Source organism: Kitasatospora sp. NPDC114501 (assembly GCF_055633695.1).
The window spans coordinates 89,887-111,803 of sequence record NZ_JBVKDS010000008.1 but is presented as its reverse complement, the minus strand read 5'-3'; the positions used below and the strand labels follow the sequence as shown (position 1 = coordinate 111,803).

At 74.5% G+C, this 21,917-nt stretch carries 20 protein-coding genes, 1 tRNA gene and 1 pseudogene; 14 read left to right on the top strand and 8 right to left on the bottom strand.

Translation table 11 applies throughout. The annotated features are described in order from the left end of the window. Positions 1-205: 205 nt before the first annotated feature. From manB to ACZ7RU_RS16615, 3 genes and pseudogenes are all read left to right on the top strand, one after another. Positions 206-1,279, top strand: a pseudogene (manB, locus tag ACZ7RU_RS16625) (mannose-1-phosphate guanylyltransferase); the annotation flags it as partial. Positions 1,280-1,503: 224 nt separating this feature from the next. Continuing rightward, entirely contained in the window at positions 1,504-2,559 is a 1,056-nt protein-coding gene (locus tag ACZ7RU_RS16620; protein ID WP_470341666.1) for a Yip1 family protein, read from the top strand. 94 nt (positions 2,560-2,653) lie between these two features. Further along, positions 2,654-3,544 (top strand): alanyl-tRNA editing protein, encoded by an 891-nt coding sequence (locus ACZ7RU_RS16615; RefSeq protein WP_470341665.1) that lies wholly within the window; start codon positions 2,654-2,656, stop codon positions 3,542-3,544. A 112-nt stretch (positions 3,545-3,656) separates the two neighbouring features. Here ACZ7RU_RS16615 and dcd read toward each other — a convergent pair whose 3' ends face one another. Together dcd and ACZ7RU_RS16605 are read right to left on the bottom strand one after the other, a co-directional pair. Continuing rightward, on the bottom strand, positions 3,657-4,232 hold the full coding sequence (dcd, locus tag ACZ7RU_RS16610) for a dCTP deaminase (protein ID WP_470341664.1): 576 nt from the start codon (positions 4,230-4,232) through the stop codon (positions 3,657-3,659). A 71-nt stretch (positions 4,233-4,303) separates the two neighbouring features. After that, positions 4,304-4,525 (bottom strand): hypothetical protein, encoded by a 222-nt coding sequence (locus ACZ7RU_RS16605; RefSeq protein WP_470341663.1) that lies wholly within the window; start codon positions 4,523-4,525, stop codon positions 4,304-4,306. A gap of 276 nt (positions 4,526-4,801) precedes the next feature. Here ACZ7RU_RS16605 and ACZ7RU_RS16600 point away from each other — a divergent pair. Further along, positions 4,802-4,875 (top strand) — tRNA-Gly (locus ACZ7RU_RS16600). Between the two features lie 69 nt (positions 4,876-4,944). Here the strand turns inward: ACZ7RU_RS16600 and ACZ7RU_RS16595 are convergent. Next, a complete protein-coding gene (locus tag ACZ7RU_RS16595) occupies positions 4,945-5,880 on the bottom strand; it encodes a LysR family transcriptional regulator (RefSeq protein WP_470341662.1) in 936 nt (311 codons plus the stop codon). A gap of 145 nt (positions 5,881-6,025) precedes the next feature. Between ACZ7RU_RS16595 and ACZ7RU_RS16590 the strand changes: the two genes are divergently transcribed. Beyond that, on the top strand, positions 6,026-7,327 hold the full coding sequence (locus tag ACZ7RU_RS16590) for an MFS transporter (protein WP_470341661.1): 1,302 nt from the start codon (positions 6,026-6,028) through the stop codon (positions 7,325-7,327). Continuing rightward, positions 7,324-7,950, top strand: coding sequence for a cysteine hydrolase family protein (locus ACZ7RU_RS16585; protein ID WP_470341660.1), 627 nt, complete (start codon positions 7,324-7,326; stop codon positions 7,948-7,950). Before ACZ7RU_RS16590 ends, ACZ7RU_RS16585 begins: the two co-directional genes overlap by 4 nt. Before the next feature lie 216 nt (positions 7,951-8,166). Here ACZ7RU_RS16585 and ACZ7RU_RS16580 read toward each other — a convergent pair whose 3' ends face one another. Both ACZ7RU_RS16580 and ACZ7RU_RS16575 read right to left on the bottom strand, forming a co-directional pair. Beyond that, the gene (locus tag ACZ7RU_RS16580) at positions 8,167-9,285 is read right to left on the bottom strand and encodes a nucleotide disphospho-sugar-binding domain-containing protein (RefSeq protein ID WP_470341659.1); all 1,119 of its coding nucleotides are present in this window, start codon (positions 9,283-9,285) and stop codon (positions 8,167-8,169) included. Positions 9,286-9,465: 180 nt separating this feature from the next. Beyond that, positions 9,466-10,275 (bottom strand): alpha/beta fold hydrolase, encoded by an 810-nt coding sequence (locus ACZ7RU_RS16575; protein ID WP_470341658.1) that lies wholly within the window; start codon positions 10,273-10,275, stop codon positions 9,466-9,468. A gap of 248 nt (positions 10,276-10,523) precedes the next feature. On the opposite strand from ACZ7RU_RS16575, the gene ACZ7RU_RS16570 reads away from it, so the two are divergent. After that, positions 10,524-11,105, top strand: a complete 582-nt coding sequence (locus tag ACZ7RU_RS16570; RefSeq protein WP_470341657.1) for a hypothetical protein — start codon at positions 10,524-10,526, stop codon at positions 11,103-11,105. A gap of 471 nt (positions 11,106-11,576) precedes the next feature. On the opposite strand, the gene ACZ7RU_RS16565 is transcribed toward ACZ7RU_RS16570, so the two are convergent. Continuing rightward, complete coding sequence (locus ACZ7RU_RS16565; protein WP_470341656.1) at positions 11,577-12,224, bottom strand: response regulator; 648 nt, start codon at positions 12,222-12,224, stop codon at positions 11,577-11,579. Between the two features lie 58 nt (positions 12,225-12,282). Next, complete coding sequence (locus ACZ7RU_RS16560) at positions 12,283-13,539, bottom strand: sensor histidine kinase (RefSeq protein ID WP_470341655.1); 1,257 nt, start codon at positions 13,537-13,539, stop codon at positions 12,283-12,285. 329 nt (positions 13,540-13,868) lie between these two features. Here ACZ7RU_RS16560 and ACZ7RU_RS16555 point away from each other — a divergent pair, with 329 nt between their 5' ends. From ACZ7RU_RS16555 to ACZ7RU_RS16525, 7 genes are all read left to right on the top strand, one after another. Beyond that, complete coding sequence (locus tag ACZ7RU_RS16555; RefSeq protein ID WP_470341654.1) at positions 13,869-14,429, top strand: GlcG/HbpS family heme-binding protein; 561 nt, start codon at positions 13,869-13,871, stop codon at positions 14,427-14,429. 158 nt (positions 14,430-14,587) lie between these two features. Then, positions 14,588-15,013 (top strand): YunG family protein, encoded by a 426-nt coding sequence (locus ACZ7RU_RS16550; protein ID WP_470341653.1) that lies wholly within the window; start codon positions 14,588-14,590, stop codon positions 15,011-15,013. Positions 15,014-15,140: 127 nt separating this feature from the next. Beyond that, positions 15,141-16,025, top strand: a complete 885-nt coding sequence (locus ACZ7RU_RS16545; protein WP_470341652.1) for an NAD(P)-dependent oxidoreductase — start codon at positions 15,141-15,143, stop codon at positions 16,023-16,025. A gap of 117 nt (positions 16,026-16,142) precedes the next feature. Further along, positions 16,143-16,721: an NAD(P)H-dependent oxidoreductase gene (locus ACZ7RU_RS16540; protein ID WP_470341651.1), complete on the top strand. Its 579-nt coding sequence runs from the start codon at positions 16,143-16,145 to the stop codon at positions 16,719-16,721. Positions 16,722-17,021: 300 nt separating this feature from the next. After that, positions 17,022-18,164 (top strand): LPXTG cell wall anchor domain-containing protein, encoded by a 1,143-nt coding sequence (locus ACZ7RU_RS16535; RefSeq protein WP_470341650.1) that lies wholly within the window; start codon positions 17,022-17,024, stop codon positions 18,162-18,164. A 261-nt stretch (positions 18,165-18,425) separates the two neighbouring features. Further along, the gene (locus ACZ7RU_RS16530; protein WP_470341649.1) at positions 18,426-19,691 is read left to right on the top strand and encodes a hypothetical protein; all 1,266 of its coding nucleotides are present in this window, start codon (positions 18,426-18,428) and stop codon (positions 19,689-19,691) included. Positions 19,692-19,779: 88 nt separating this feature from the next. Next, positions 19,780-20,565: a MerR family transcriptional regulator gene (locus ACZ7RU_RS16525; RefSeq protein WP_470341648.1), complete on the top strand. Its 786-nt coding sequence runs from the start codon at positions 19,780-19,782 to the stop codon at positions 20,563-20,565. Positions 20,566-20,589: 24 nt separating this feature from the next. Here ACZ7RU_RS16525 and ACZ7RU_RS16520 read toward each other — a convergent pair whose 3' ends face one another. Continuing rightward, positions 20,590-21,717, bottom strand: a complete 1,128-nt coding sequence (locus tag ACZ7RU_RS16520; RefSeq protein WP_470341647.1) for a helix-turn-helix domain-containing protein — start codon at positions 21,715-21,717, stop codon at positions 20,590-20,592. Positions 21,718-21,917: the final 200 nt, after the last annotated feature.

The window sequence follows — 21,917 nt, the reverse complement described above, 5'->3', positions numbered from 1 at the left end:
GGCAATCGCACAGGCGCCGGACGGGCATTCGGTCGGAAGCAAATACAGTAGGCCCGGACCGGCTTCGCGCCGGTTCACCCGTTCCGGACGGAAGCCCCGGACGGGTGGCGACCCGCGCCGGCCGGACGGCCGGGTCCAGACCGACGACGAGGTGTCGGCCCGCCGGGCCGGTGCCGCAGAGACCACAAGGGGAACAGCGCAGACCATGACCGAGGCGATCATGCTGGTCGGTGGTAAGGGCACGCGACTGCGTCCGCTGACCACCCACACCCCCAAGCCGATGCTGCCGGTGGCAGGCGTCCCGTTCATCGCGCACCAGCTGGCCCGCGCGGCAGCCGCCGGCGTCACCCGCGTCGTGCTGGCCACCTCCTACCTGGCCGAGGTGTTCGAGGACCACTTCCAGGACGGCACCCCGTACGGCATCGAGCTGGTCTACCTGACCGAGCGCGAGCCGCTGGGCACCGGCGGAGCCATCCGCAACGCCGCCTCCGGCCTGACCTGCGGCCCGGACGAGCCGGTCCTGGTCTTCAACGGCGACATCCTCTCCGGCGTCGACATCGCCGCCCTGCGCGACGGCCACGTGGCCGCCGGGGCCGACGTCACCCTGCACCTGACCCGGGTCGAGGACCCGCGGGCCTTCGGCCTCGTCCCCACCGACGAGGACGGGCGGGTGCTGGAGTTCCTGGAGAAGCCGGAGACCCCGGAGCAGATCGTCACCGACCAGATCAACGCCGGCTGCTACGTCTTCACCCGGTCCGTGATCGACCGCATCCCGGTCGGCCGCGAGGTGTCCGTCGAGCGCGAGACCTTCCCCGAGCTGCTCGCCACCGGCGCGCTGCTGCGCGGCGTGGTCGACACCTCGTACTGGCTGGACCTGGGCACCCCGGCGGCGTTCGTCCGCGGCTCGGCCGACCTGGTGCTCGGCAAGGTCGACTCCCCGGCCGTCCCCGGCCCGACCGGCGACGCCCTGCTGCTGCCCGGCGCCACCGTCCACCCGGGCGCGGTGCTCAGCGGCGGCACCGTGGTCGCCGAGGACGCGGTGGTCGAGGCCGGCGCGATCGTCGAGGGCAGCGTGATCCTGCCGGGCGCCGTGATCGGCCCGGACACCCTGGTCAAGGACTCGATCGTGGGCGCCTTCGCCACCGTCGGCGACCGCTCGGCGCTGGACGGCGCGGTGATCGGCGACGGCGCGATCGTGGAGTCGGACAACGAGCTGCCGACCGGCATCCGGATCGCCTGCGGCACCCTGCTGCCGGTCGGCGCCGTCCGCACCTCGGCCGGCCCGGGCGGCTGCCCGGCCGGCACCAGCGCGGCCGCGGCGGTGCACGGGCCGTCGGTCGGCGTCCAGCGGTAGCGCCCCCGGGGTCCCGGGCTCGCGGCTTCGCGGGTCTTCGGGGCCCGGTCCGGGGGGTTTTCGGCCCCGTTCGTCTCAGCCTCGCTGCAAACCGGCCCCGGCTCCGTCCGGGGCCGACGCGGGCCGGGCCGGGCGGGTACCTTCGGACCGTGGCTGGTAATCGATACGACAACGGTCAGGGCGCGGACCGCCCGCACGGCGGGTGGTCGGCCCCTCCGCCGCCGGCGTCGCCCGGGGGGACGGACGGGCCGGAGTACTTCACGGCCCCGCACACGGCACCGCCCGGCGGGCCCGGCGGCACGTCCGGCGGCCCCGGGCACCCGGCGGGGCACGGGTACGACCCCTACGCGGCCGACCGGCCCGGCAACACCCGGGCCTTCCCGGCCGGCGACCCGTACGCGTCCGGCGGCCCGTACGCGCAGCAGCCGCCGTACCAGGGCCACCCCGGCCAGCAGCACGGCTACTACGACGACGGCCACGGGCAGCAGCCGCCGTACGGCGCCGCGCAGGGGTACGGCCCGGACCAGGGCTACGGCCCGGACGCGGGCTACGGCCCCGACGGGGGGTACGGCCCCGACGGGGGTTACGACCAGCAGCCGTACGGCCAGGACAACGTCGCCGTCTACCGGGCCGGCGGCCAGTCCGCCCCGCACGCCACGGGCCCCCGGCCGCGCTGGCGCGAGCTGTTCACCGGCCTGTTCCGCAGTCCGACCGCGATCTTCGACCGCACCCGCGACCACCAGGTCTGGCTGCCCGCCCTCACCGTCTCGCTGCTGTACGGCGTGCTCGCGGTGCTCGGCATCGGGCTGACCCGCGACGACATCGTCAACTCGACCTTCACCGTGGCGCTGACCGGCCTCCTCGCCGCCGCCGTCGGCTTCACCGTGGCGGGCGCGCTCTTCGGCGGGGTCACCTACGCGCTGGCCCGCCAGCTGGGCGGCGACGGCCCGTGGAAGGCGACCGTCGGCCTGGCCGCGCTGATCGGCTGGCTCACCGACGCGCCCCGGCTGCTGCTCGACCTGGTGCTGCCCTCCGGCAGCGCCGTCGTCCAGGTCGTCGGCTGGGCCACCTGGCTGCTCTGCGGGTACCTGCTGACCAGCATGGTCCGGCGGCTGCACGACCTGCCCTGGGGCAAGGCCGCGGGCGCCTCGGCGATACAGCTGGTCGCGCTGCTGGTGCTGATCAAGCTGCCGACGCTGGGCTGAGGGCTCCGACGGGCGAAGGGCAGAATGGGGGCGGGCCGCGGCCGAGCGCCGAGCCCGCCCCACCCTCGTCGTCCCACCCTCACCGGAGCCAGGCATGACCCTCCCCACCACCCACGTCAGCTTCCCGGCCGGGGCGGTGACCGGCGAGTCCCCGGTGCTGGCGGTGCACCCGCTGGCCGACGGCCGGTACGCCGTCGTCACCGAGGCGACCCCGTTCCACCCGCTCGACCACACCTGGCCCGACCAGCCGGCCGACCTCGGCACCCTGACCGTGGACGGCACCGAGCTGGCCGTGGTCGACTGCCTGACCGGCGCCGTCGGCCCGGAGGGCGGGGAGCCGGCGGTCGGCGCCGACATCCCGGTCCGGCGCGGCGACGAGGAGTGGTCCTGGCTGGTCCTGCACGTCCTCGACACCGACCCCGGCGACATCGTCGGCCGCACCGCCGCGCTCGCCGTCGACGCCCGGCGCCGGGGCGCCCTCAGCGCCTCGCACAGCGGCTGCCACCTGCTCGCGCTCGCCCTGAACGCCGCGCTCGCCCCGCGCTGGCGCAAGGACCCGGGCCGCTCGGACGCCTTCGGCAACCCGGACTTCGACAGCCTCGCGATGGCGAGCTCGGTGATGGACACCGAGGCCAGCACCGACACCTACCGGCTCGGCAAGTCGCTGAAGAAGAAGGGCTTCACGGTGGACGCCACCGAGGAGTTCCCGGCCCTCGCCGACGCCCTGCCGGCCCTCACCGAGGCCGTCAACACCCGGCTGGCCGCCTGGGTCGCCGCCGACGCCCCGGTCCGCATCGAGGTGCCCGGCCCCGAGCTCACCGCCCGCCGGCAGTGGCACTGCGAGCTGCCCGAGGGCGGCGCGCAGATCTTCTGCGGCGGCACCCACCTGCACCACCTCGGCGAGCTGGCCGAGCTGCGCACCGAGCTGCGGCTGTCCGAGGACGGCACCGAGCTGGTCGCCGTCACCAGCCCCAAGCGGGCCTGAGAACGCCGCGGGCGGCCACCCCTCCGATGAGGGGTGGCCGCCCGTCTGCGTGCGGCTCCGCGGGTCGCCGGGCTCCGGTCTCCGGTCTCCCGGGTTTCCCGGTCTTCCGGTCTCAGACCCGGCTGCGGTGGAAGTTCAGGAACGAGCGGGACGGCGTCGGGCCGCGCTGGCCCTGGTAGCGCGAGCCGTAGCGCTCCGAGCCGTACGGGTGCTCCGAGGGCGAGGAGAGCCGGAACAGGCACAGCTGCCCGATCTTCATCCCCGGGTACAGCTTGATCGGCAGCGTCGCGACGTTCGACAGCTCCAGCGTCACGTGGCCGCTGAAGCCGGGGTCGATGAAGCCGGCCGTGGAGTGGGTGAGCAGGCCCAGCCGGCCCAGGCTCGACTTGCCCTCCAGCCGGGACGCGACGTCGTCGGGCAGGGTGATGACCTCGTACGTCGAGGCCAGCACGAACTCGCCGGGGTGCAGGATGAACGCCTCGTCGCCCTCGGGCTCGACCAACCGGGTCAGGTCCGGCTGCTCCTCCGAGGGGTCGATGTGCGGGTACTTGTGGTTCTCGAACACGCGGAAGAAGCGGTCGAGGCGCACGTCGATACTCGACGGCTGGATCATCGCCGGGTCGAACGGGTCGATGACGACCCGGCCCAGGTCGATTTCGGTCCGGATGTCCTTGTCAGAGAGCAGCACGCCTCGAGGTTACGTGCAAGAAAGGGCCCCGGACGAATCCGTCCGGGGCCCACCTCCGCGTCCGTCCGCCGTCAGGCGAGGAACTCCGCGGCCTCCAGCCGCATCGCCCGCGCCAGTTGCGGCTCCGACAGGTCCCGCACGTCGGCCAGCACCGAACTCCGCAGCCGTCCGCACTGCGGACAGCGGATCAACCGCCCGGGCCCGAGCCGGCCCGGACCGAGGTTCTGCATCGGGAACGTGGTGGTGCTGAACAGGTGCCCCTCGGCACAACGAACGACGGCGCGCTGCTCCATCGATCCCCTTCCCATCCCTAACCCAGTACTCACCCGTACTCACGCGCCCCGGCGGCCGAGCCCCGGGACAGCGTCACATTAGGGGATGTTCCGGACATTCCTCACCATGGCTCGCCGCCTCGGCCCCCACCCACCGGAGCACTCGCACGCGGCCCAAACAGTACGCCCCCGCACCCGCCCCACGGCGCTCCGCCGCGTCCGCCGACCCCCTGTGCAACCACCGTCGCGGATGGGGTACAGTGACACTGGATCGAGCGGTCTCTGACGGCTCATCAGGCGGGCGTAGTTTAATGGTAGAACATGAGCTTCCCAAGCTTAGAGCGCGAGTTCGATTCTCGTCGCCCGCTCCACTACCGAAAGCCGCAGGTCATATGACCTGCGGCTTTTGCGTTGTCCCGGGCCGTCCAGGGTGGCCGGTGTCAGTGGGGGAGGACCCAGGTGGGGGTCCAGGTCTCGGGGGTGGTGGGGGTGGGGGCGGCGGTGGCGAGGTGGGCGCGGAGGGTGGGGAGGGCGGGGTGGGGGTTGTCGCGGTGCCAGAGGAGTGAGTGGGGGTAGACGGGCGTCGGGTCGGTCACCGGGATGCGGCGCAGGCCGTGGCCGGCCGGCCAGACGAGGCGGGTCTGCTCGCTCATGAAGGTGGCCAGGGCCGGGGTGTCGGCGATGGTGTCGAGGAGGGCGTCGGAGCCGAAGTTGGGGCCGGTGGCCTCGATGGTGAGGCCGAACTCGGCGACCAGGTCGTCGTAGTAGGCGCCCCATTCGCTGCCGGGGAGGATGCCGGGCATCCAGATCCGGTGGCCGACCAGCTCGGCGACGGTTACCGACCGGGCGCCCGCCAGCGCGTGGGCCGGGCCGGTGAGGAGTTGGAGCGGCTCGTCGAGGACCCGGACGGACGCGATGTCCTCGGGCAGGGGCCGGCCGGGCATGGCGACGGCGCGGAAGGACGCGTCGATCGTGCCGGAGCGGAGGGCGGCGACGGCGGTCTCGATCTCCAGCAGCATCAGCACGTCGAGGTCGATCCCGGGGTGGGCGTGGTGGAAGCCGCGCATCAGGCCCGAGGCCGCCCCGCGCGAGGCGATCACGTCGACCCGTAGCGGGCGGCGGCCGGCGCGGACGGACGCGACCGCGCGCTCGGCGACGCGCAGCAGCTCACGGGCGTGGGGGAGGAACGCCTGCCCGTCGATGGTGAGTTCGGCTCCGCGCGGGGTGCGGGTGAACAGCCGCACGCCGAGGTCGCGCTCCAGTGCGGCGACGCGCTTGGAGACGGCCTGCTGGGTGATCGCCAGGTCGACGGCGGCCTTCTGGAACTGGCCGGCCTCCGCGATGGCGGCGAAGGTGCGCACTGCTTCGAGGTCCACGTCGGCCACCTTAGTGAACAACCAGTGGTTGTGCGGAGCGGGTAAATCGGTTGTTTGACCCGCCGCCGCGCCGCCCGGTTGGCTCGCACCGGTCAACCTCGGTTTGTGCGGCCGAGGACCGGGACGGCGGAGGAGGGCACCGGGCATGACGGGCGGGAAACGGCTGGGCCGGCGGTTCGGCCGGTTGTGGGCGGCGTACGCGGTGAGCGCGTACGGGTCGGGGCTGGGGTTCGGGGCGCTGCCGCTGATCGCCGTGCTGGTGCTGCACGCCGGTCCCGCGGAGGTGGCCGCGCTGTCCGCGGTGGCGCCGGCGGTGGGCGCGCTGGTGGCCGTGCCGCTCGCGCCGTGGGTGGAGTTCCGGCGCAAGCGTCCGGTCATGATCGCGATGGACCTGGTCCGGTTCGCGGCCATGGCGACGGTCCCGGTCGCCTACGCCTTCGGGCGGCTCGGCTTCGTCCAACTGCTCGCGGTCTCGACCGTGGTCACCGCGGCGAAGATCGCCTTCGGTGCGGCCGGCGGGGCCTACCTCAAGGCGCTCGTCCGGCCGGAGGACCTGCTCGTGGCCAACGCGCGCTTCGAGTCGACGAACTGGAGCTCCATCGCGATCGGGCCGCCGCTGGGCGGGGCGGCGGTCGGCCGGTTCGGGCCGGTCACCACCGTGGTGGCCGACGCGCTCAGCTACCTGCTGTCCGCGCTGTGCATCCTCGCGATCCGCGGCCGGGAGGAGGCGCCGCGACGGACCGGCGGGAGCCCGTCCCGGCCCGGTGCGAGCCCGCTCCGGGCCGGTGCGGTGCTCGACGGCTGGCGGCACATCGCGGGCGATCCCGGCCTGCGGGCGCTCTACCTCAACAACATGCTCGTCGCCGGTCTGATCATGGCCACCGAGCCGGTGCTCGCCGTGCTGCTGCTGCGCCAACTCCACTTCGCCCCGTGGCAGTACGGCCTCGCCTTCGCCGCCCCCTGCCTCGGTGGACTGATCGGTTCCCGGCTGGCCCGGCGGGTCGCGGAGCGCCACGGCCGGGACCGGGTCCTCCGGACGGTCGGCACCCTGCGCGCCGTCTGGCTGATCGGCCTGGTCTTCGTCCGCCCCGGCGTGGTCGGCCTCGTCACCGTGATGGCCGTCGAGCTGGCGATCATCGTCAACATGAGCCTGTTCAACCCGGTGCTCGCCACCTACCGGCTCGAACACACGCCCGGGCACCTCGTCGCCCGCACCCTGACGGCCTGGTCGATCGGGCAGCAGGCGTCCATCGCCGTCTGCACCGCGCTCGGCGGGCTGCTCGCCGCCGCCACCGGCCCGCGCACCGCCCTCGCGGTCGCCGGACTGCTCGCCCTGGCCACCCCGCTCCTGCTGCCCCGAGCGGAGCGGACGCGACCGGAGGCCGGACCGGGCACACCGGCAGGCCCGCCACCAGGCACGTCACCAGTACGGAGGACACCCGCATGAGCACCGACCCGGCGTTCGACCCGGCATTCGACCCCGCGCACACCGCGCTCCTCGTCCTGGACTGCCAACCCGCGGTCCTGGCCGCGCTGCCCGAGGACGGGGACCGCGAGGCCCTGCTCGACCGGGTGGCAGGAGCCGTCGCCGACGTGCGCGCCGCGGGCGGCACCATCGCCTACGCGCGGGTCGGCTTCACCGAGGCCGACTGGGACGCCGTCCCGGCCGCCAACCGGTCCTTCGCCCCGCTGGCCCGGCACCGCGCCATGCATCACGAGGACCCCGCCGCCGCCGTCCACGAGCGGCTGGCGCCCCGGGCCGGCGACCTCGTCGTGCGCAAGACCCGCTACGGCGCCCTGTCCACCACCGAACTCTCCACCACCGACCTCGACCGGCGGCTGCGCGAGCGCGGCATCACCACCCTGGTCGTCGCCGGGCTCAGCACCGGTGGCGCCGTCCTGTCCACCGTGGTCGACGCGGCCGACCGCGACTACCGGCTGTACGTCCTGTCCGACGGCGTCGCCGACCCCGACCCGGAAGTCCACCACCTCCTGCTGCACCGGGTCCTCCCCTCCCGGGCCCGGGTCGTCGACACCGCCGGGCTACGCGCCCTGCTGCGGGCAGGCTGACCGGGCGCTGGCGGCCGGGGGGCGACCGCGGCGCCCGGTCCGGCGGGCGTGGCCTCACGGGCGCTGCGTCCGGGTCGGCAGTGTGTTCGAAGTGGCCGAGACCGATCTGGTTCCGGGGCGTCTCCGGCTGGTACCGGGCGGGTACGGCCGACAGCCGCAGGTCGGTCGACCCACGGCTGTCGCGCTTCTCCGGGTGTGCCGTCAGGCACGGTGGGATCAGCGGCGGGCGGCGAGGCCCTCCAGGGCGGGGACCAGGGCGGTCGGGGTGGGCAGGGCGGTGTTGTCGGCCTGCAGGCGGCGGGCGGCGTCGCGCAGCTCGGCGTCGGTGACGACGCGGTCGAGCAGCGCGGTGTCGACGGCCTCGGAGGTGGAGCTCAGGGCGGCGCCGGTGGCGGTGATGGCCTCGGCGTTGACGAAGTGGTCCGCGCCCTGCGGCAGCAGCAGCTGGGGCAGACCGGCCTGGAGGGCGGTCAGCATGGTGCCCGCGCCGCCGTGGTGGATCAGCGCGTCGGCACGGCTGAGCAGCTCGTTGAGCGGGACCCAGGGCAGGCCGCGGACGTTGGCGGGCAGGGTGCCGAGCGGGGCGAGGTCGGCGCCGCCGACCGCGAGCAGGAAGTCGGCGTCGACCTCGCCCGCCGCCTCGACCAGGCGGACCACCGAGCGGACGCCGTCGAGCTCGGCGAGCACGGTGCCCAGGGTGACGACCACCCGCGGGCGCTCGGGCTTGCGCAGGAACTCGGCCGGGACGATGCCGCCGCCGTTGTACGGGACGTAGCGCATCGACAGGCCGTCCGGGTCGCCGCCGAGCGGGCCGAGGTTGAGCACCGCGGCGATGTCCGGGCCGGTCAGGCCGTGCTCCTCGTACAGGTCGGGCACGTGCGAGGCCACCAGCTCGGCCATCGGGCGGCCGGGGCTGGCGCCGAAGTTCTGCACCACCGACGGGATCTTGAGCAGGCCGGCGACCACCGGGGCGGCGGAGTGGAAGGAGTCGTGGACGATCAGGTCGGCGCCCCATCCGGTGGCGGCGGCCAGCAGGCCCTCCAGGTCCGGACGGGAGGCGCGCGCGAACATGGCGGCCGCCATGTCGAAGATCTCCTCCTGGGTCCGGTCGCGGTTGACGTACTCGACCTTGCCGCCGAGGTGTTCCTCGATGATCTCCCGCAGGGTCCGGCCGTCGCCGATCTCCACGACCGGGAAGCCCGCGGACCGGATCAGGTCGACCGGCTGGCCGACGGCGAACAGCACCTCGTGCCCGGCGCCGCGCAGCGCCTGGGCGGTGGGCACCATCGGGTAGAGGTGACCGGCCGCGGTGGGGCCGGTGAAGAGTATGCGCATGGTCGTCTCCTTGCGAATGTCGCGAACAAGGCAGTCTCACCTTCGAAGTTGACGTTCAGTCAATTTGATTTCGATCACCATGCGCGGTAATCAGCCGTTCTGCGGAGGGGCTTGCCTCCGGGGCAACGGTGTGCTCCGGGAGGCAGCCCGCGTCGTTCAGGCGGCGGTTCAGGCGGCGGTTCAGGCGGCGGTTCGGGCGGCGGTTCGGGCGGCGGTGAGGAGGAAGTCCCGGACGGCGCCGGTGAACGCCTCGGTCTCCTCGGCGAGCACGATGTGGCCGGTGTCGAACTCGGCGTAGGCGCTGCCGGGCAGGGCGGCGTGCAGCCGGCGGGCGTTCTCCACCGGGACGGTGGCGTCCTGGGTGCAGCCGATCACCAGGGTGGGGGCCTGGACGCGGGGGAGCAGTGGGCCGAGGTCCAGGTCGAGGTTGAGGGCGATGTGCCGCAGGGTGCCCGAAGTGGGCCGCATGTAGGCGGTGTTGGCCTGGACGGCGGCGCGCCCGATCCGGTTGAGGAAGCCGTCGCTGAAGGCGGTGAGGGTGGCGTAGCCGCCGAACGCGGCGGGGTGGTCGGCGAGCGAGAGCCAGGTGGCCATGGAGAGCCGCAGGTACTCGTCCTGTTCCGCGCTGATCCAGCCGGCGGCGGCGACCAGGCGGCGGACCCGCTCGGGGTGCAGGGCGGCGGTCGCGGTGGCGACGACGGCGCCGAGCGAGAAGCCGAGGACGTCGGCGGGGCCGCGCCCGGCGTCCTCGATCACGGCGGCGACCTGGGCGGCCATGGCCGCCAGGGTGAGCGGGGCGCCGTCGTCCTCGGCGGCCTCGCTGCCGGAGAGGTCGGGCAGCAGCAGGGTGTAGCGGTCGGTGAAGGAGTCCAGCAGGCCGTCCCACATGGCTGAGCCGGGGCCGGTGCCGTGCACCAGGACGAGGGTGTCGGGGCCGTCTCCGACGACGCGGTAGGGGATGCGGGCGGTGCCGACGGTGATGACGGGCATGGCGGGTCCTCTCGATGGCGGGTCAGAAGGCGGGCGGAGAGCGGTCGGTCGGCTGGTCCGGCCCGGCCGTCGCGAGAAGTAAACTACACAGTGCAGAGCAGTGATTCAACTGCACCGTGCAGTGCAATTTGAGGTGGGGGAACGGTGCGGGACGCAACGGGGAGGGGAACTGCCCGTACCCGCCCGCCGTCCAAGCAGTGACGGAATGCCTGCCCGGGTTGAACACCGGGAGGAGTACGGAGGGCCCTGTGCAGTCAGGTGGTACCGAACTGAACGTCGGATGCCCGGGCGGCGGCCCCGGGGGTGCGCGGGTCGCGCCGGGTCGGCGACCGGGGGCCGGGTCGGGGTCGGCGACGGTCGATCAACTCGACGCCGCCGAATGCTGCGAGACGCTGCTCCAGGACACCCTGGACGCCGTCCGTCCGGTGCCGGTCTGGCAGGGCGCGCCCGCGCGGGCGGGGGCCCGGCTGTCGCTGCCGGGGCGCGAGTCGGAGCTGCTCTGGTACGTCACCCGGGGCCGGGACCTCCTCACCGTCGTCTCGCTGCCCCGACGGGCGGCGCTGGTCGACGTGGTGGAGCGGCACTGGCGGCGACGCGGCTGGACGATCACCTCGCTGGACGCCGGCCGGGAGCGCCCGAGGGTCGCCGCGACCACCCCGGACGGCTACCGACTGGCTCTTCGCTTCGGCGAGTTGGGCGAGGCCGGGCTGACCGCGACCTCGCCGGGAGTGGCCCGCTCGGAGCGGGGCCCGGTGCTGTCCGGGAGCGTCGACCACTGCGCGCCGCCGCTGCCGTACGTCAGCTGTCCGTACTGGAGCGCGCTGGTGTAGTCGAACGGCCCGGGGACCGGGGGAGGCGTGGAGCGAGTCCCCCCGGACTCGCTCCACGCCGCCTCGTCGCGCGGCTTCGGCGCTGCCGCTCCCCCCGACACCCCGGCAAACCCGCCGTTTCCCCCCCCTGGCCAACACCCTCCGGCGAGAGCGGTCCGCACAGGCCCCGGCGAGCCCCCACCTCCGGGGACGTCGTTGGATCTCAAACTAACAAACCGCGTGGTTGGTTTGTCAATAGCGAAATCCACGAAACATTTACATCACGGCGGACCCTCGGTGGCGGCCGGAAAGCCCGTGGGACCAAGCATTTACGGCCCTGTGGGGGTGACCGCCGCCCCAACCGACCGCGCCGGGATGGGTGCGGGTGACGGCGGACACCGGCCTGGAATCCGACATTCCAAGGATCATGACAGCACACAGTGACACCGGGCGAGCGCCCAGCGCAGCCGGGAGGAGGCGGGATCGGCGGGCTCAGCGCAGCAGTCGGCGCTCCTTCGCCACCGCCACCGCCCCCGCCCGGGTGTCCACGCCCAACTTGTCGTAGATCCGGCCGAGATGGGTCTTCACCGTGGCCTCGCTGATGAACAGCGCCCGGGCGATCTCCCGGTTGCCCAGCCCCTGCGCCAGCTGTTCGAGGATGTCCTGCTCCCGCTCGGTGAGCTGCGGCGCGGGCGCCCGCATCTGCGCCATCACCCGGGAGGCGACCGGCGGCGAGAGCACCGTGCGGCCCTGCGCGGCCGCGTGCACGGCGGCGAACAGCTCCTCCGGCCGCTCGGCCTTCAGCAGGTAGCCGGTGGCGCCGGCGGCGATGGCCCGGGTGATGTCGGCGTCGGTGTCGTAGGTGGTGAGCACCAGGACGTGCGGCCCGCCCGGAACGGCGGTGATCCGCCGGGTGGCCTCCACCCCGTCGATGCCGTCGCCGAGTTGGAGGTCCATCAGCACGACCTGCGGCGCCAGCCGGGCGGCCAGTGCGACGGCCTCCTCCCCGGTGCTCGCCTCGCCGACCACCTCGATGTCACCGGCGCTCGCCAGCAGCGCCAGCAGTCCGGCCCGCACCACGGCGTGGTCGTCGCAGACCAACAGCCGGACGGGAGCCGCCGGTACGGGAGTCGTGCTCATCGCTGCTCCAGGGTCATCGCAGTTCCAGGGTCGTCGTCGCTCGGCCCGCCGTCGCTGATCACCGGTGCTGGAGGGGGATCGCGGCGGAGACCACGGTGCCCTCGCCGGGCGTGCTCTCCACGGTCAGCCTGCCACCCAGCTGCCGCAGCCGGGCCCGCATCGCCGGCAGGCCGTACCCGCGCCCGCCCCCGGGGCCGGCCGCCTCCGGGTCGAAGCCCCGCCCGTCGTCGGCGATGTCCAGCACGGCCTGGTCGCCGAGGAAGGACAGCGTGATCGCGGCGGCCGAAGCCCCGGCGTGCTCGCGGACGTTGGCCAGCGCGCCCTGGGCGATCCGCAACAGCGCGGACTGCGCCGCGGTGGGCAGCGGCACCGGCGTGCCGTCCAGGTGGAAGCGGACCGGCAGCCCGCTCTCGGCGGACTCCCGCTCGGCCAGCGCCCGCAGCGCCTGGTCGAGGGTGCGGCCGTCGGAGAGCTCCGCCGGGGCGAGGTCGTGGACGAAGCGGCGGGCCTCGGCCAGGTTCCGGGCGGCCACCTCGGCGGCGGTGCGGACGTGGGTGCGGGCGGTCGCCGGGTGGGTGTCCCAGGTGCGTTCGGCGGCCTGGAGCAGCATCTGCTGGCTGGACAGGCCCTGCGCCAGGGTGTCGTGGATCTCCATCGCCAGCCGCGCGCGCTCGGCCAGGGTGCCCTCCCGCCGCTCGGTGGCGGCGAGTTCGCGCCGGGTGCGGACCAGGTCGGCGATCAGCGCGCGCTGCCGGGCGGCCTGCCGGGTCATGAAGAGGAAGACGCCGGTGGCGAGCCCGGCCACCGCGGGCGGCAGCAGGACGAGCGTGGCGTCGGCGCCGCCCGGCAGCCGGATCTCGGCGATCACCACCAGCAGGGTCAGCGCGCCGACCAGCGGGATGGCCGCCTTCGTCGGCAGCGCCCGCAGCGCGGTGTAGATCAGCGGGACGGCGCACCAGGCGAAGCTCGGCGCGAGCAGCACCAGCACCACCCAGAGCGCCACCACCAGCGCCGACGGCCACCGGCGGCGCCGGCCCGGGGCGGGCGGCCTGCGGTGGTCGAGCCAGGACCCGGCCGGCTGGGCGACCGCGAGGGCCGCGCTCAGCCCGATCACCCAGGGCGCCTGGGCGGTGCCGGAGTGGTGGCTGAGGTAGCGGTTGAGCGAGGCGGCGAGCAGCAGCAGGAAGGCGGAGTCCAGCAGCAGCGCCAGCCGGCCCGCGTCCGGGTCGCCCGCGTCGTGTCCGAGGACGCTGGGACGATCGGCGCCGGTGCGGTCCGCAGCGCGGCGGCCGGCGGTCGGGCGGGGCTGCTGCACGGGTGGCTCCTGGCTGAACGGGGTGGTGCGTGCGCGGTCGGCGCCGGTCCGTACCGACCCGCGTCCACCTGCGGCGGCTACCCGCGCCGACCCGCGACGACCTGCGCCGATCCCTCGATGGTGACCCGTCCGGCCCGGGTCCGCATCAGCCGATCGGTTGACCCCGCCGTCCACCATCATGCCCGGCCGTCCGCGCCGGACCGCCGATGTGGCGGCCCCTGCCCCGGGCGGAGGATCGAAGCACGCCGCCGGACGATCCCCGCAACGGTCCGGCGGCCCCCGACCTGCCCACCCCGCCCCACCCCGCAGATCCGCTGAGGAGCTGGACCATGAAGAAGACCTCCGTGCGCACCCGGGTGCTGACCGGCACCGTCGCCGCCGCCGCGCTCGCCGCCGCCACCGTGGGCGCCGTCTCGGCCAGCGCCGAGTCCACCGACACCCCGGCCGCCCCGGCCGCCGTGAAGGCCGACACCCAGAACAAGAACCTGGCCCAGAGCAGCGGACTGACCATCGACGCCGCCACCCGCGCCGCCCAGGCCGCCCTGGACGCGGCCACCAAGGCCGGCCAGCACGTGTCGGTCGCGGTCGTCGACCGGGACGGTGTCACCCGGGTGCTGCTGAAGGGCGACGGCGCCGGCCCGCAGTCCCCGGTGTCGGCCGAGCGCAAGGCCTTCACCGCGGTGTCCTGGAACGCCCCGACCTCGGAGCTGGCCAAGCGCCTGGCCCAGGCCCCGAACCTGAAGGACATCCCGGGCACCCTGTTCCTGGCCGGCGGTGCCCCGATCCAGTCGAAGGGCGCTCCGATCGCGGCCGTCGGTGTCGCGGGCGCGCCCAGCGGCGACCTGGACGAGCAGTTCGCGCAGGCGGGTGTCGCGGAGCTGGCGAAGTGACGCCGGGCCCGGCCGGCCGGCCCCTCCCGTACCCGGGCGGACCGGCCGGCCGGGCCATGGCCTCGTTCGGGTGAACGCCGGGAGGTTCGCCGCAGAACACGGGACGACCCTTCGAAAAGCCGGTGCCGCTGTCAGTGCCGCGTGGCAGGCTTCCCGGTATGACGGCGTGGACCCTCAACGACATCGAACGTGCGATCCGCTCCTCCTGGGGTGTCGACACCTGTGCGCCCGAGGATCTGGCCCACTGGCGTCCCGACAATCCCGCCCGCGGCCAGTGCGGGGTGACGGCGATGGTGGTGCACGACCTGCTCGGCGGCGAGCTCATGATGGGCGAGGTGTACGTCGACGGCGTGCGGACGGACCTCCACTGGTGGAACCGCTTCGCCACCGGCTTCGAGATCGACCTCACCCGCGAGCAGTTCGGGCCGGACGAGCTGGTCGGCCCCGGCCGCCCGGTCGCCCGCCCGGCCCGCCCCGGCCGGCTCCAGGCCCAGTACGAGCTGCTGCGCGGCCGGGTGGTCGCCGAGCTGCAGCGCGGTGCGGCGGCCGACCGCCCCCGGATGCCGGCCCGCGCCTGCGCGTGAGCCGTGGCCCGGCCGCGGGTGCGCCCGGGCCCCGCCGCGGTGCGTCGGCCCTTCCCCCCGCGGGCCCGCCGCGCGCCTGACGTACAGTCGGTCGCACGCGAGCGGTGACGGCGAGGGGAACGGGCGGATGACCGGGCGGACGATCGGCTTCGTGGGGCTCGGAGCGATGGGGCGCGGCATGGCCGGCAGCCTGCTCCGGGCGGGCCACACCGTACGGGTCTGGAACCGCTCGCCCGAGCCGGTGGCCGCCATGGTGGCCGAGGGCGCGGAGGCGGCCGACTCGCTCGCCGAGGTGTTCGCCGCCGACACGGTGGTCTCCATGCTGGCCAACGACACGGCGGTCGAGCAGCTGCTGCTCGACCCCGCCCTGCTGGCCGGCGCCTCGGCTACCCTGCACGTCAACATGGCCACCGTCTCGCTCGCCCTCGCCGAGCGGGCCGAGGCGCTGCACGCCGCGCACGGCATCGGCTACGTCGCCGCCCCCGTCCTCGGCCGGCCGCCGGTCGCGGCGGCGGGGCGGCTGAACCTCCTGGTCGCGGGCGCGCCCGAGCTGCTGGAGCGGGCCGAGCCGCTGTTCGCCGCGATGGGCGAGCGCACCTGGCACTTCGGCGAGAGCCCCCGGCAGGCCAACACGGCCAAGATCAGCACCAACTTCCTGATCGCCTGCGCGATCGAGTCGACGGCCGAGGCGTGCAGCCTCGCCGAGGCCAACGGCGTCCGGACGACCGACCTGGTCGAGATGCTCACCGGCACGCTCTTCCCCGGGCCGATCCACACCGGCTACGGCGCGATGGTGGCCGAGCGCCGCTACGAGCCGGCCGGGTTCCGGCTGCCGCTGGGGCTCAAGGACGTCGGCCTCGCGCTGGAGGCGGGCGCCGCGCGCAACGTCCCGCTGCCGTTCGGCAGCATCCTGCGGGACGCCTTCCTGGACGCGCTGGCCCACGGCGACGGGGACAAGGACTGGGCGGCCGTCGCCGCCGTCGCCCGCCGCCGGGCCGGACTGCCCGACTGACCGCCGGCCCGGCCGCTCCCGGGGGCCGCCCGGGGGCCGGCACCGGCGCGGAATAAACCGGCGTTCGACGGCTGCTCACCCCTGCGTCCGCACCGTACGTACGACGGAGGAGTCCTGATGACCGATCAGCCGTCCGGCGCCGAGGCGCCGCGCCGCTTCCTGTTCCTCGACGCCAGCGCGCGCACCGACGGCAACTCGGCCCGGCTCGCCCGGCTGGCCGCCGAGTCGAGCCTGCCGGCCGGCGCCGAGCAGCGCTGGCTGCGGCTGGACGAGCACCCGCTGCCGCCCTTCCGGGACCTGCGGCACACCGGCGACGGCAGCTACCCCGAGCCGGTCGGCCACGAGCGGACGCTGCTGGACGCCACCCTGGCGGCCACCGACCTGGTCTTCGTCGCGCCGCTGTACTGGTACTCGTTGCCGACCAGCGCCAAGCTCTACCTCGACTACTGGTCGGCCTGGTTCCGGGTGCCCGGGGTGGCGTTCCGCGACGGGATGCGCGGCGGCACCGTCTGGGGCGTCACCGCCCTCGCCACCGAGGACGACAAGGCCGAGCCGCTGATCGGCACGCTCCGGCTGACCGCCGAGTACATGGGGATGCGCTGGGGCGGGGTGCTGCTCGGCAACGGCACCCGCCCGGGCGACGTGCTGGCCGACGAGCGGGCGGTGATCGCGGCCAAGTCCTTCTTCGCGGGCTGATCCTCCAGGGGGCGTGGGGTACCGCCCGCCGGGCGTGTACCCGTCACCCGTCACCCGTCACCCGTCGGCCGTCATCCGTCGGCCGTCCTCCGGTGCGGAGCAAAAGCCGTACGGGATACCAGAGTTGGACTATTCGGACAGGCCTGCCCCGAGTCCGGGGCGAAGGCTGCCACCCGCCTTCCGGACCGGTCCGGTCGTTCGGTACTCTCCGTCGGACTTTCAGCTTCGCGGGGGGTACGCGGCGTCTGCGGCCGCCCCCTCGCGCCCGGGCCTCGCCCGGACTCTTCCGTGAGGTCTCCCTTGTCCATACGTCGCAGTCTTGCCCTTGCCGGCTCCGCCGCGCTCGCGTCCTCGCTCGTGCTGGCCGGCGCCCAGGGCGCCATGGCCGTCGGCGCCACCGGCACCCCGTCCGCCGTCGCGTCACAGGCCGACAAGGCGTCGCACGCGAGCCTCGACCTCTCGCTGAACGGCGTGCCCGGCACCTTCATCGCCGGCGGTGACGCCCGCGAGTTCACCTTCAAGATCGACAACCGGACGAAGCACGACTTCGTCTTCATCCCGCTGCTCAAGTTCAGGAACAAGGCGGGCTCGCTCCAGGCCAAGGACCTCAAGGTCCAGTACCGGCTCCCCGGCGGCGAGTGGCAGACCGCGGTGGTCGCCCCCGACCAGAGCGGGGAGAAGAACGACTCCGTCCTGATGCTGCTCGGCACCCTCGACGCGAGCGGCAACCCGGTCGCCGACGACCTGCTCGGGGTGAACCGCGGCAAGAACGTCCCGATCAAGGTCCGGGCGTCCTTCGCCGACGGTGCCCCGCTCGGCCGGGCCGGCGTCGTCCCGGTCGTCTTCGCCGCCCAGCTCGACGACTCCAGCCACCAGCCGGTCGACAACGGCCACCTCAGCTGCGACGGCGGCGTGGGCTTCGTCATCAAGGCGCCCGGCGGCAAGCCGACCCCGACGCCCACCTCGTCGCACACCGGCAAGCCCAGCCCGACCCCGACCCAGACCGGCAAGCCGTCCCCGACCGCGAGCGGCTCCCCGTCGGCCACCGCGACCGCGACCCCGACCCCGACCGGGCAGCCCACCGGCTCCCCGACCGGGAAGCCCACCGAGAAGCCGACCGAGAAGCCGACCGAGAAGCCGACCACCCCGGCCACCGGTGAGCCCTCCGGCTCGGCCACCGCCCCGGCCCCGGCCGAGAGCAGCGGCGACACCGCGGGCCCGATCGACTTCCCGGTGGTGCCCCCGGTCATCACCCCGCCGCCGCTGACCCCGGCCGCCGTCGACAAGGCCAAGGCCGCCGCGGACGGCAGCGACAAGGCGCTGGCCCAGACCGGTGGCGGTGACAACACCACCGCCATCGCGGCCACCGGTGCCGCCGTCCTGGTGGCCGGTGTCGGCACCCTCGTGGTGCTGCGCCGCCGCAAGTCCGCCCAGCAGGGCTGAGCCGAAGCGCGCCGGCCCGGGGCGCGCCGATCGTGAGACGCGCCCGCTGACGAGCGCGCCGGCTCCGGGGACGCCGCCCGGGCCACGGCTGCCGCCGACCCGGCCCGAGCGGCGTTCCCGAGCGTCCCCGGAGCTGTCTCCGCAGCCGTCCCCGTGCCGCCCGCCCCGTCCCGTCGGACGGATCCGCGGGCGGCACGGGCGGTTCTCCTCCGTCACATAGGATGTCCGGCCGGAGGGGGCGGAACGGCGGGGAGAGGACAGGTGCGGACAGCGCGCACGGCACGGGCCACCACCGACTACGAGGCGTCGACCGGGCGGATCGCCGGACTGCCGCTGCGCAGGCACCACGTCCTGCTGGCCGCCTGGACGGTGCTCTGGTTCTTCCTGGTCGAGCCCAGCGGCGGCTTCTCCTGGCACTACCTGCGCCAGGGCGAGCAGCTGCTCTTCAGCGGCCAGTCCGACGGTGGCCTGTCGCTCTACGCCCACCATCCGGAGCTCCAGATCGGCCCGGTGAGCCTGGCCGCGGCCCGGCTCACCGCCCCGTTCGCCCCGCACACCGGCGAGCTGATCGCCGAGGCGGTGAGCGCCGGGCTGGGCCTGGTGATGCTGGTCCTGGTCGGCCGCACCGCCGCCCTGTACTACCTCGGCACCGGGACCAACCACCGACGGCTTCAGCAGCGGCTGCTGATCGCCGGGCTGGCGTTCATCCCGATGTGGGTCGAGGTCTCGGTCCGCTTCGCGCACCTGGACGACGTCCTCGCGCTGTTCTTCACCACCCTCGCCGCGCACGCCCTGGCCCGCGGCAGGCCCGTCCAGGTCGCGGTCTTCCTGGCGCTGGCGGTCGATTCCAAACCCTGGGCGATCGCCTTCGCCCCGCTGATCCTGGCGCTGCCCCGGCCCGCCTGGCTGCGCACCGCGCTCTGGTTCTGCGCCCTGGTGGCGATCGCCTGGCTGCCGTTCTACCTGGGCAACCTGGACACGATGGCGGCCGCCAAGTTCACCATCCCGAACCAGCCCGCCTCCGCGCTGCGCTGGTTCGGGGTCACCGACCCGGCCACCCCCTGGTGGGACCGGCCGGCCCAGTTCGCGCTCGGCATCGGGCTCGGCTGCGCCGCCGTCCGGCGCGGCCGCTGGCCGGCCGTGGTGCTGCTGGGCGCGGACGCCCGCATCCTGCTCGACCCGAGCGTCTACACCTACTACACGGCCTCGATCCTGCTCGGCACCCTGCTCTGGGACGCGGTCGGGCAGAAGCGGCTCGTCCCGTGGTGGAGCTGGATCGCGCTGGCCGCGCTGTACGGCGGCACGCTTCTCCTGCCGTCCGACGCGGCCCGGGGCTTCGTCCGGCTCGCCTTCGTGGTGGTCTCCGCCGGGTACGTGCTGTTCTGGCCCACCCAGCGGTCCCGTCGGCGGCGGCCGGGCGCCCCGGGCGACGGCGACGACGGGGCCGGCGGCGGTGGCCGCCGGGGTGCTCAGGGCGCCAGGGGCGGCCGTCGGCGCGAGCGGACGCCGGCCGGCGCCGGGGTCTGAGGCGGGCGCGCGCCCGTTCCCGTTCACCGCTTGACCCTCACGCGACGTGAGAGCCGAGGGTGGTGGTCAGCACCAGGGAGGAACTCCGATGACCAGTGAGGGCTACTCGGTCGGCGCCGTGGCGAAGATCGCCAAGGTGACCGTCCGCACCCTGCACCACTACGACGAGATCGGCCTGCTGTCCCCGGCCGGCCGGACCCGGTCCGGCTACCGCCGGTACGTGGACGCCGACCTCGACCGGCTGCAGCAGATCCTCTTCTACCGAGAACTCGGGTTCCCCCTGGAGGAGATCGCGGCGATCCTGGACGACGACTCGGTCAGCCCGACCGAACACCTCCGGCGGCAGCACCAGCTGCTCACCGACCGGATCAGTCACCTCCAGGAACTCGCCTCAGCCGTCGAACACGCCATGGAGGCACGGAGAATGGGCATTCAGCTGACCCCGGAGGAGAAGTTCGAGATCTTCGGCGAGGGCTACCAGGAGGAGTGGGAACAGGAGGCCGAGCAGCGCTGGGGCGACACCGAGGCCTGGGCCGAGTCGCAGCGCCGCACCGGCGGCTACTCCAAGGCCGACTGGCAGCGCATCCAGGCCGAGATGACGGAGCTCAACGACCGTCTGGCCGCGGCGGTCACCGCCGGCGAGCCCGCCGACGGCACGGTGGCCACGGACCTCGCCGAGGAGCACCGGCAGCACATCTGCCGGAACTTCTACGACTGCACGTTCACCATCCACCGGGGCCTGGCCTCGCTGTACGTCTCGGACCCGCGCTGGACCGAGACCTACGAGAAGATCGCGCCAGGCCTGGCGCAGTGGCTGCACGACGCCATCGTCGCCAACGCGGACCGGCGCGAGGAGAAGAGCGAGGGGCGGTAGCCCCGCGCCCAGGCCATACCGCGCTCAGGCCACCCCGCGCCCGAAGGAGCGCCGGTAGGCGGTCGGGGAGGTGCGCATCACCCGGCCGAAGTGGTGGCGGAAGGTCGCGGCGCTCTCGAAGCCGACCGCCGCGGCGATCTCCTCCACCGTCCCCTCCGGCGACTCCAGCAGCGCCAGACTGGCCGCGATGCGCTGGGTGACCACCCAGCGCATCGGGCTGGTCCCGTTGCGGGCGGTGAAGTGCCGCAGGTACGAGCGGTCCGACATCCGGGCGGCGCCGGCCAGTTGCGAGATGGTCAGCGGGGACGACAGGTGGTCCAGCGCCCACTGCATGCTGCGGGCGATCCCGTCGTCCTCGTCCTCGACCGGGCGGACCGCGGCCTCGACGAACTGGGCCTGCCCGCCGTCCCGGTGCGGGGACACCACGAAGCGGCGGGCCACCGTGTTGGCCACCCTGGCGCCGTGGTCCCGGCGGACCAGGTGCAGGCAGAGGTCGATGCCGGCCGCGCTGCCCGCGCTGGTCAGCACGTCGCCGTTGTCCACGTACAGCACGTCCGGGTTGACCAGCACCGCCGGGTACCGCTGCTGGAGCAGCTCGGCGTACCGCCAGTGGGTGGTCGCCTCCCGGCCGTCCAGCAGCCCGGCGGCGGCCAGCGCGAAGGCGCCCGAGCAGATCGACACGATCCGGGCGCCGCGTCCGTGCGCGGTGCGCAGCGCCTCGACCAGGGCGGGGGAGACGCCCGTCCCCACGCCGCCGAACGCGTTCGGCACCCCGGGGACCACCACGGTGTCGGCCGCCGCCAGTTCGTCCAGCCCGTGCCGGGCGGTCAGCGTGAATCCGCCGACCGCCTCCAGCGCCGTCCCGGGCCGGTCGGCGCACACCTTCAGCCCGTACCAGGGCGCCGCCAGCAGGCCGGTCAGCTCCGGCCGTGCCAGCCCGAACACCTCGACCACCACGCCGAGCTCGAACGGTGCCATGCCCGGGAAGGCGTACACCGCGACGTCGTGCACGGGCTCCGGGCGCCGGCCGATGGCGACGGCCACCGGCCGCGACCCGACGGCCGTGCCGACGGCCGCGGCCCCGTCCGCGGCCGGACCGGCGGCCGTACCGGTTCCGGCCCCGACCGGGCCGTCGACGTTCTGGTCGGCCATGCGAACCCCCTGCTCACGGGTGGCGGAATGCCGGTGAGTGTAGCCGTCCGGGGCCCTTCGGAACTTCCTTCGAACCCGCCCGCAACCTCCACCGCCGTCACACGTCCCTTGGTACGGGGGCGGAGGGAGGCCGGCAGCGGACGCCTGCGATGATCCCCCCCGATCATGATCTTGATCAGGTGACCTGACGGAACGGCGGC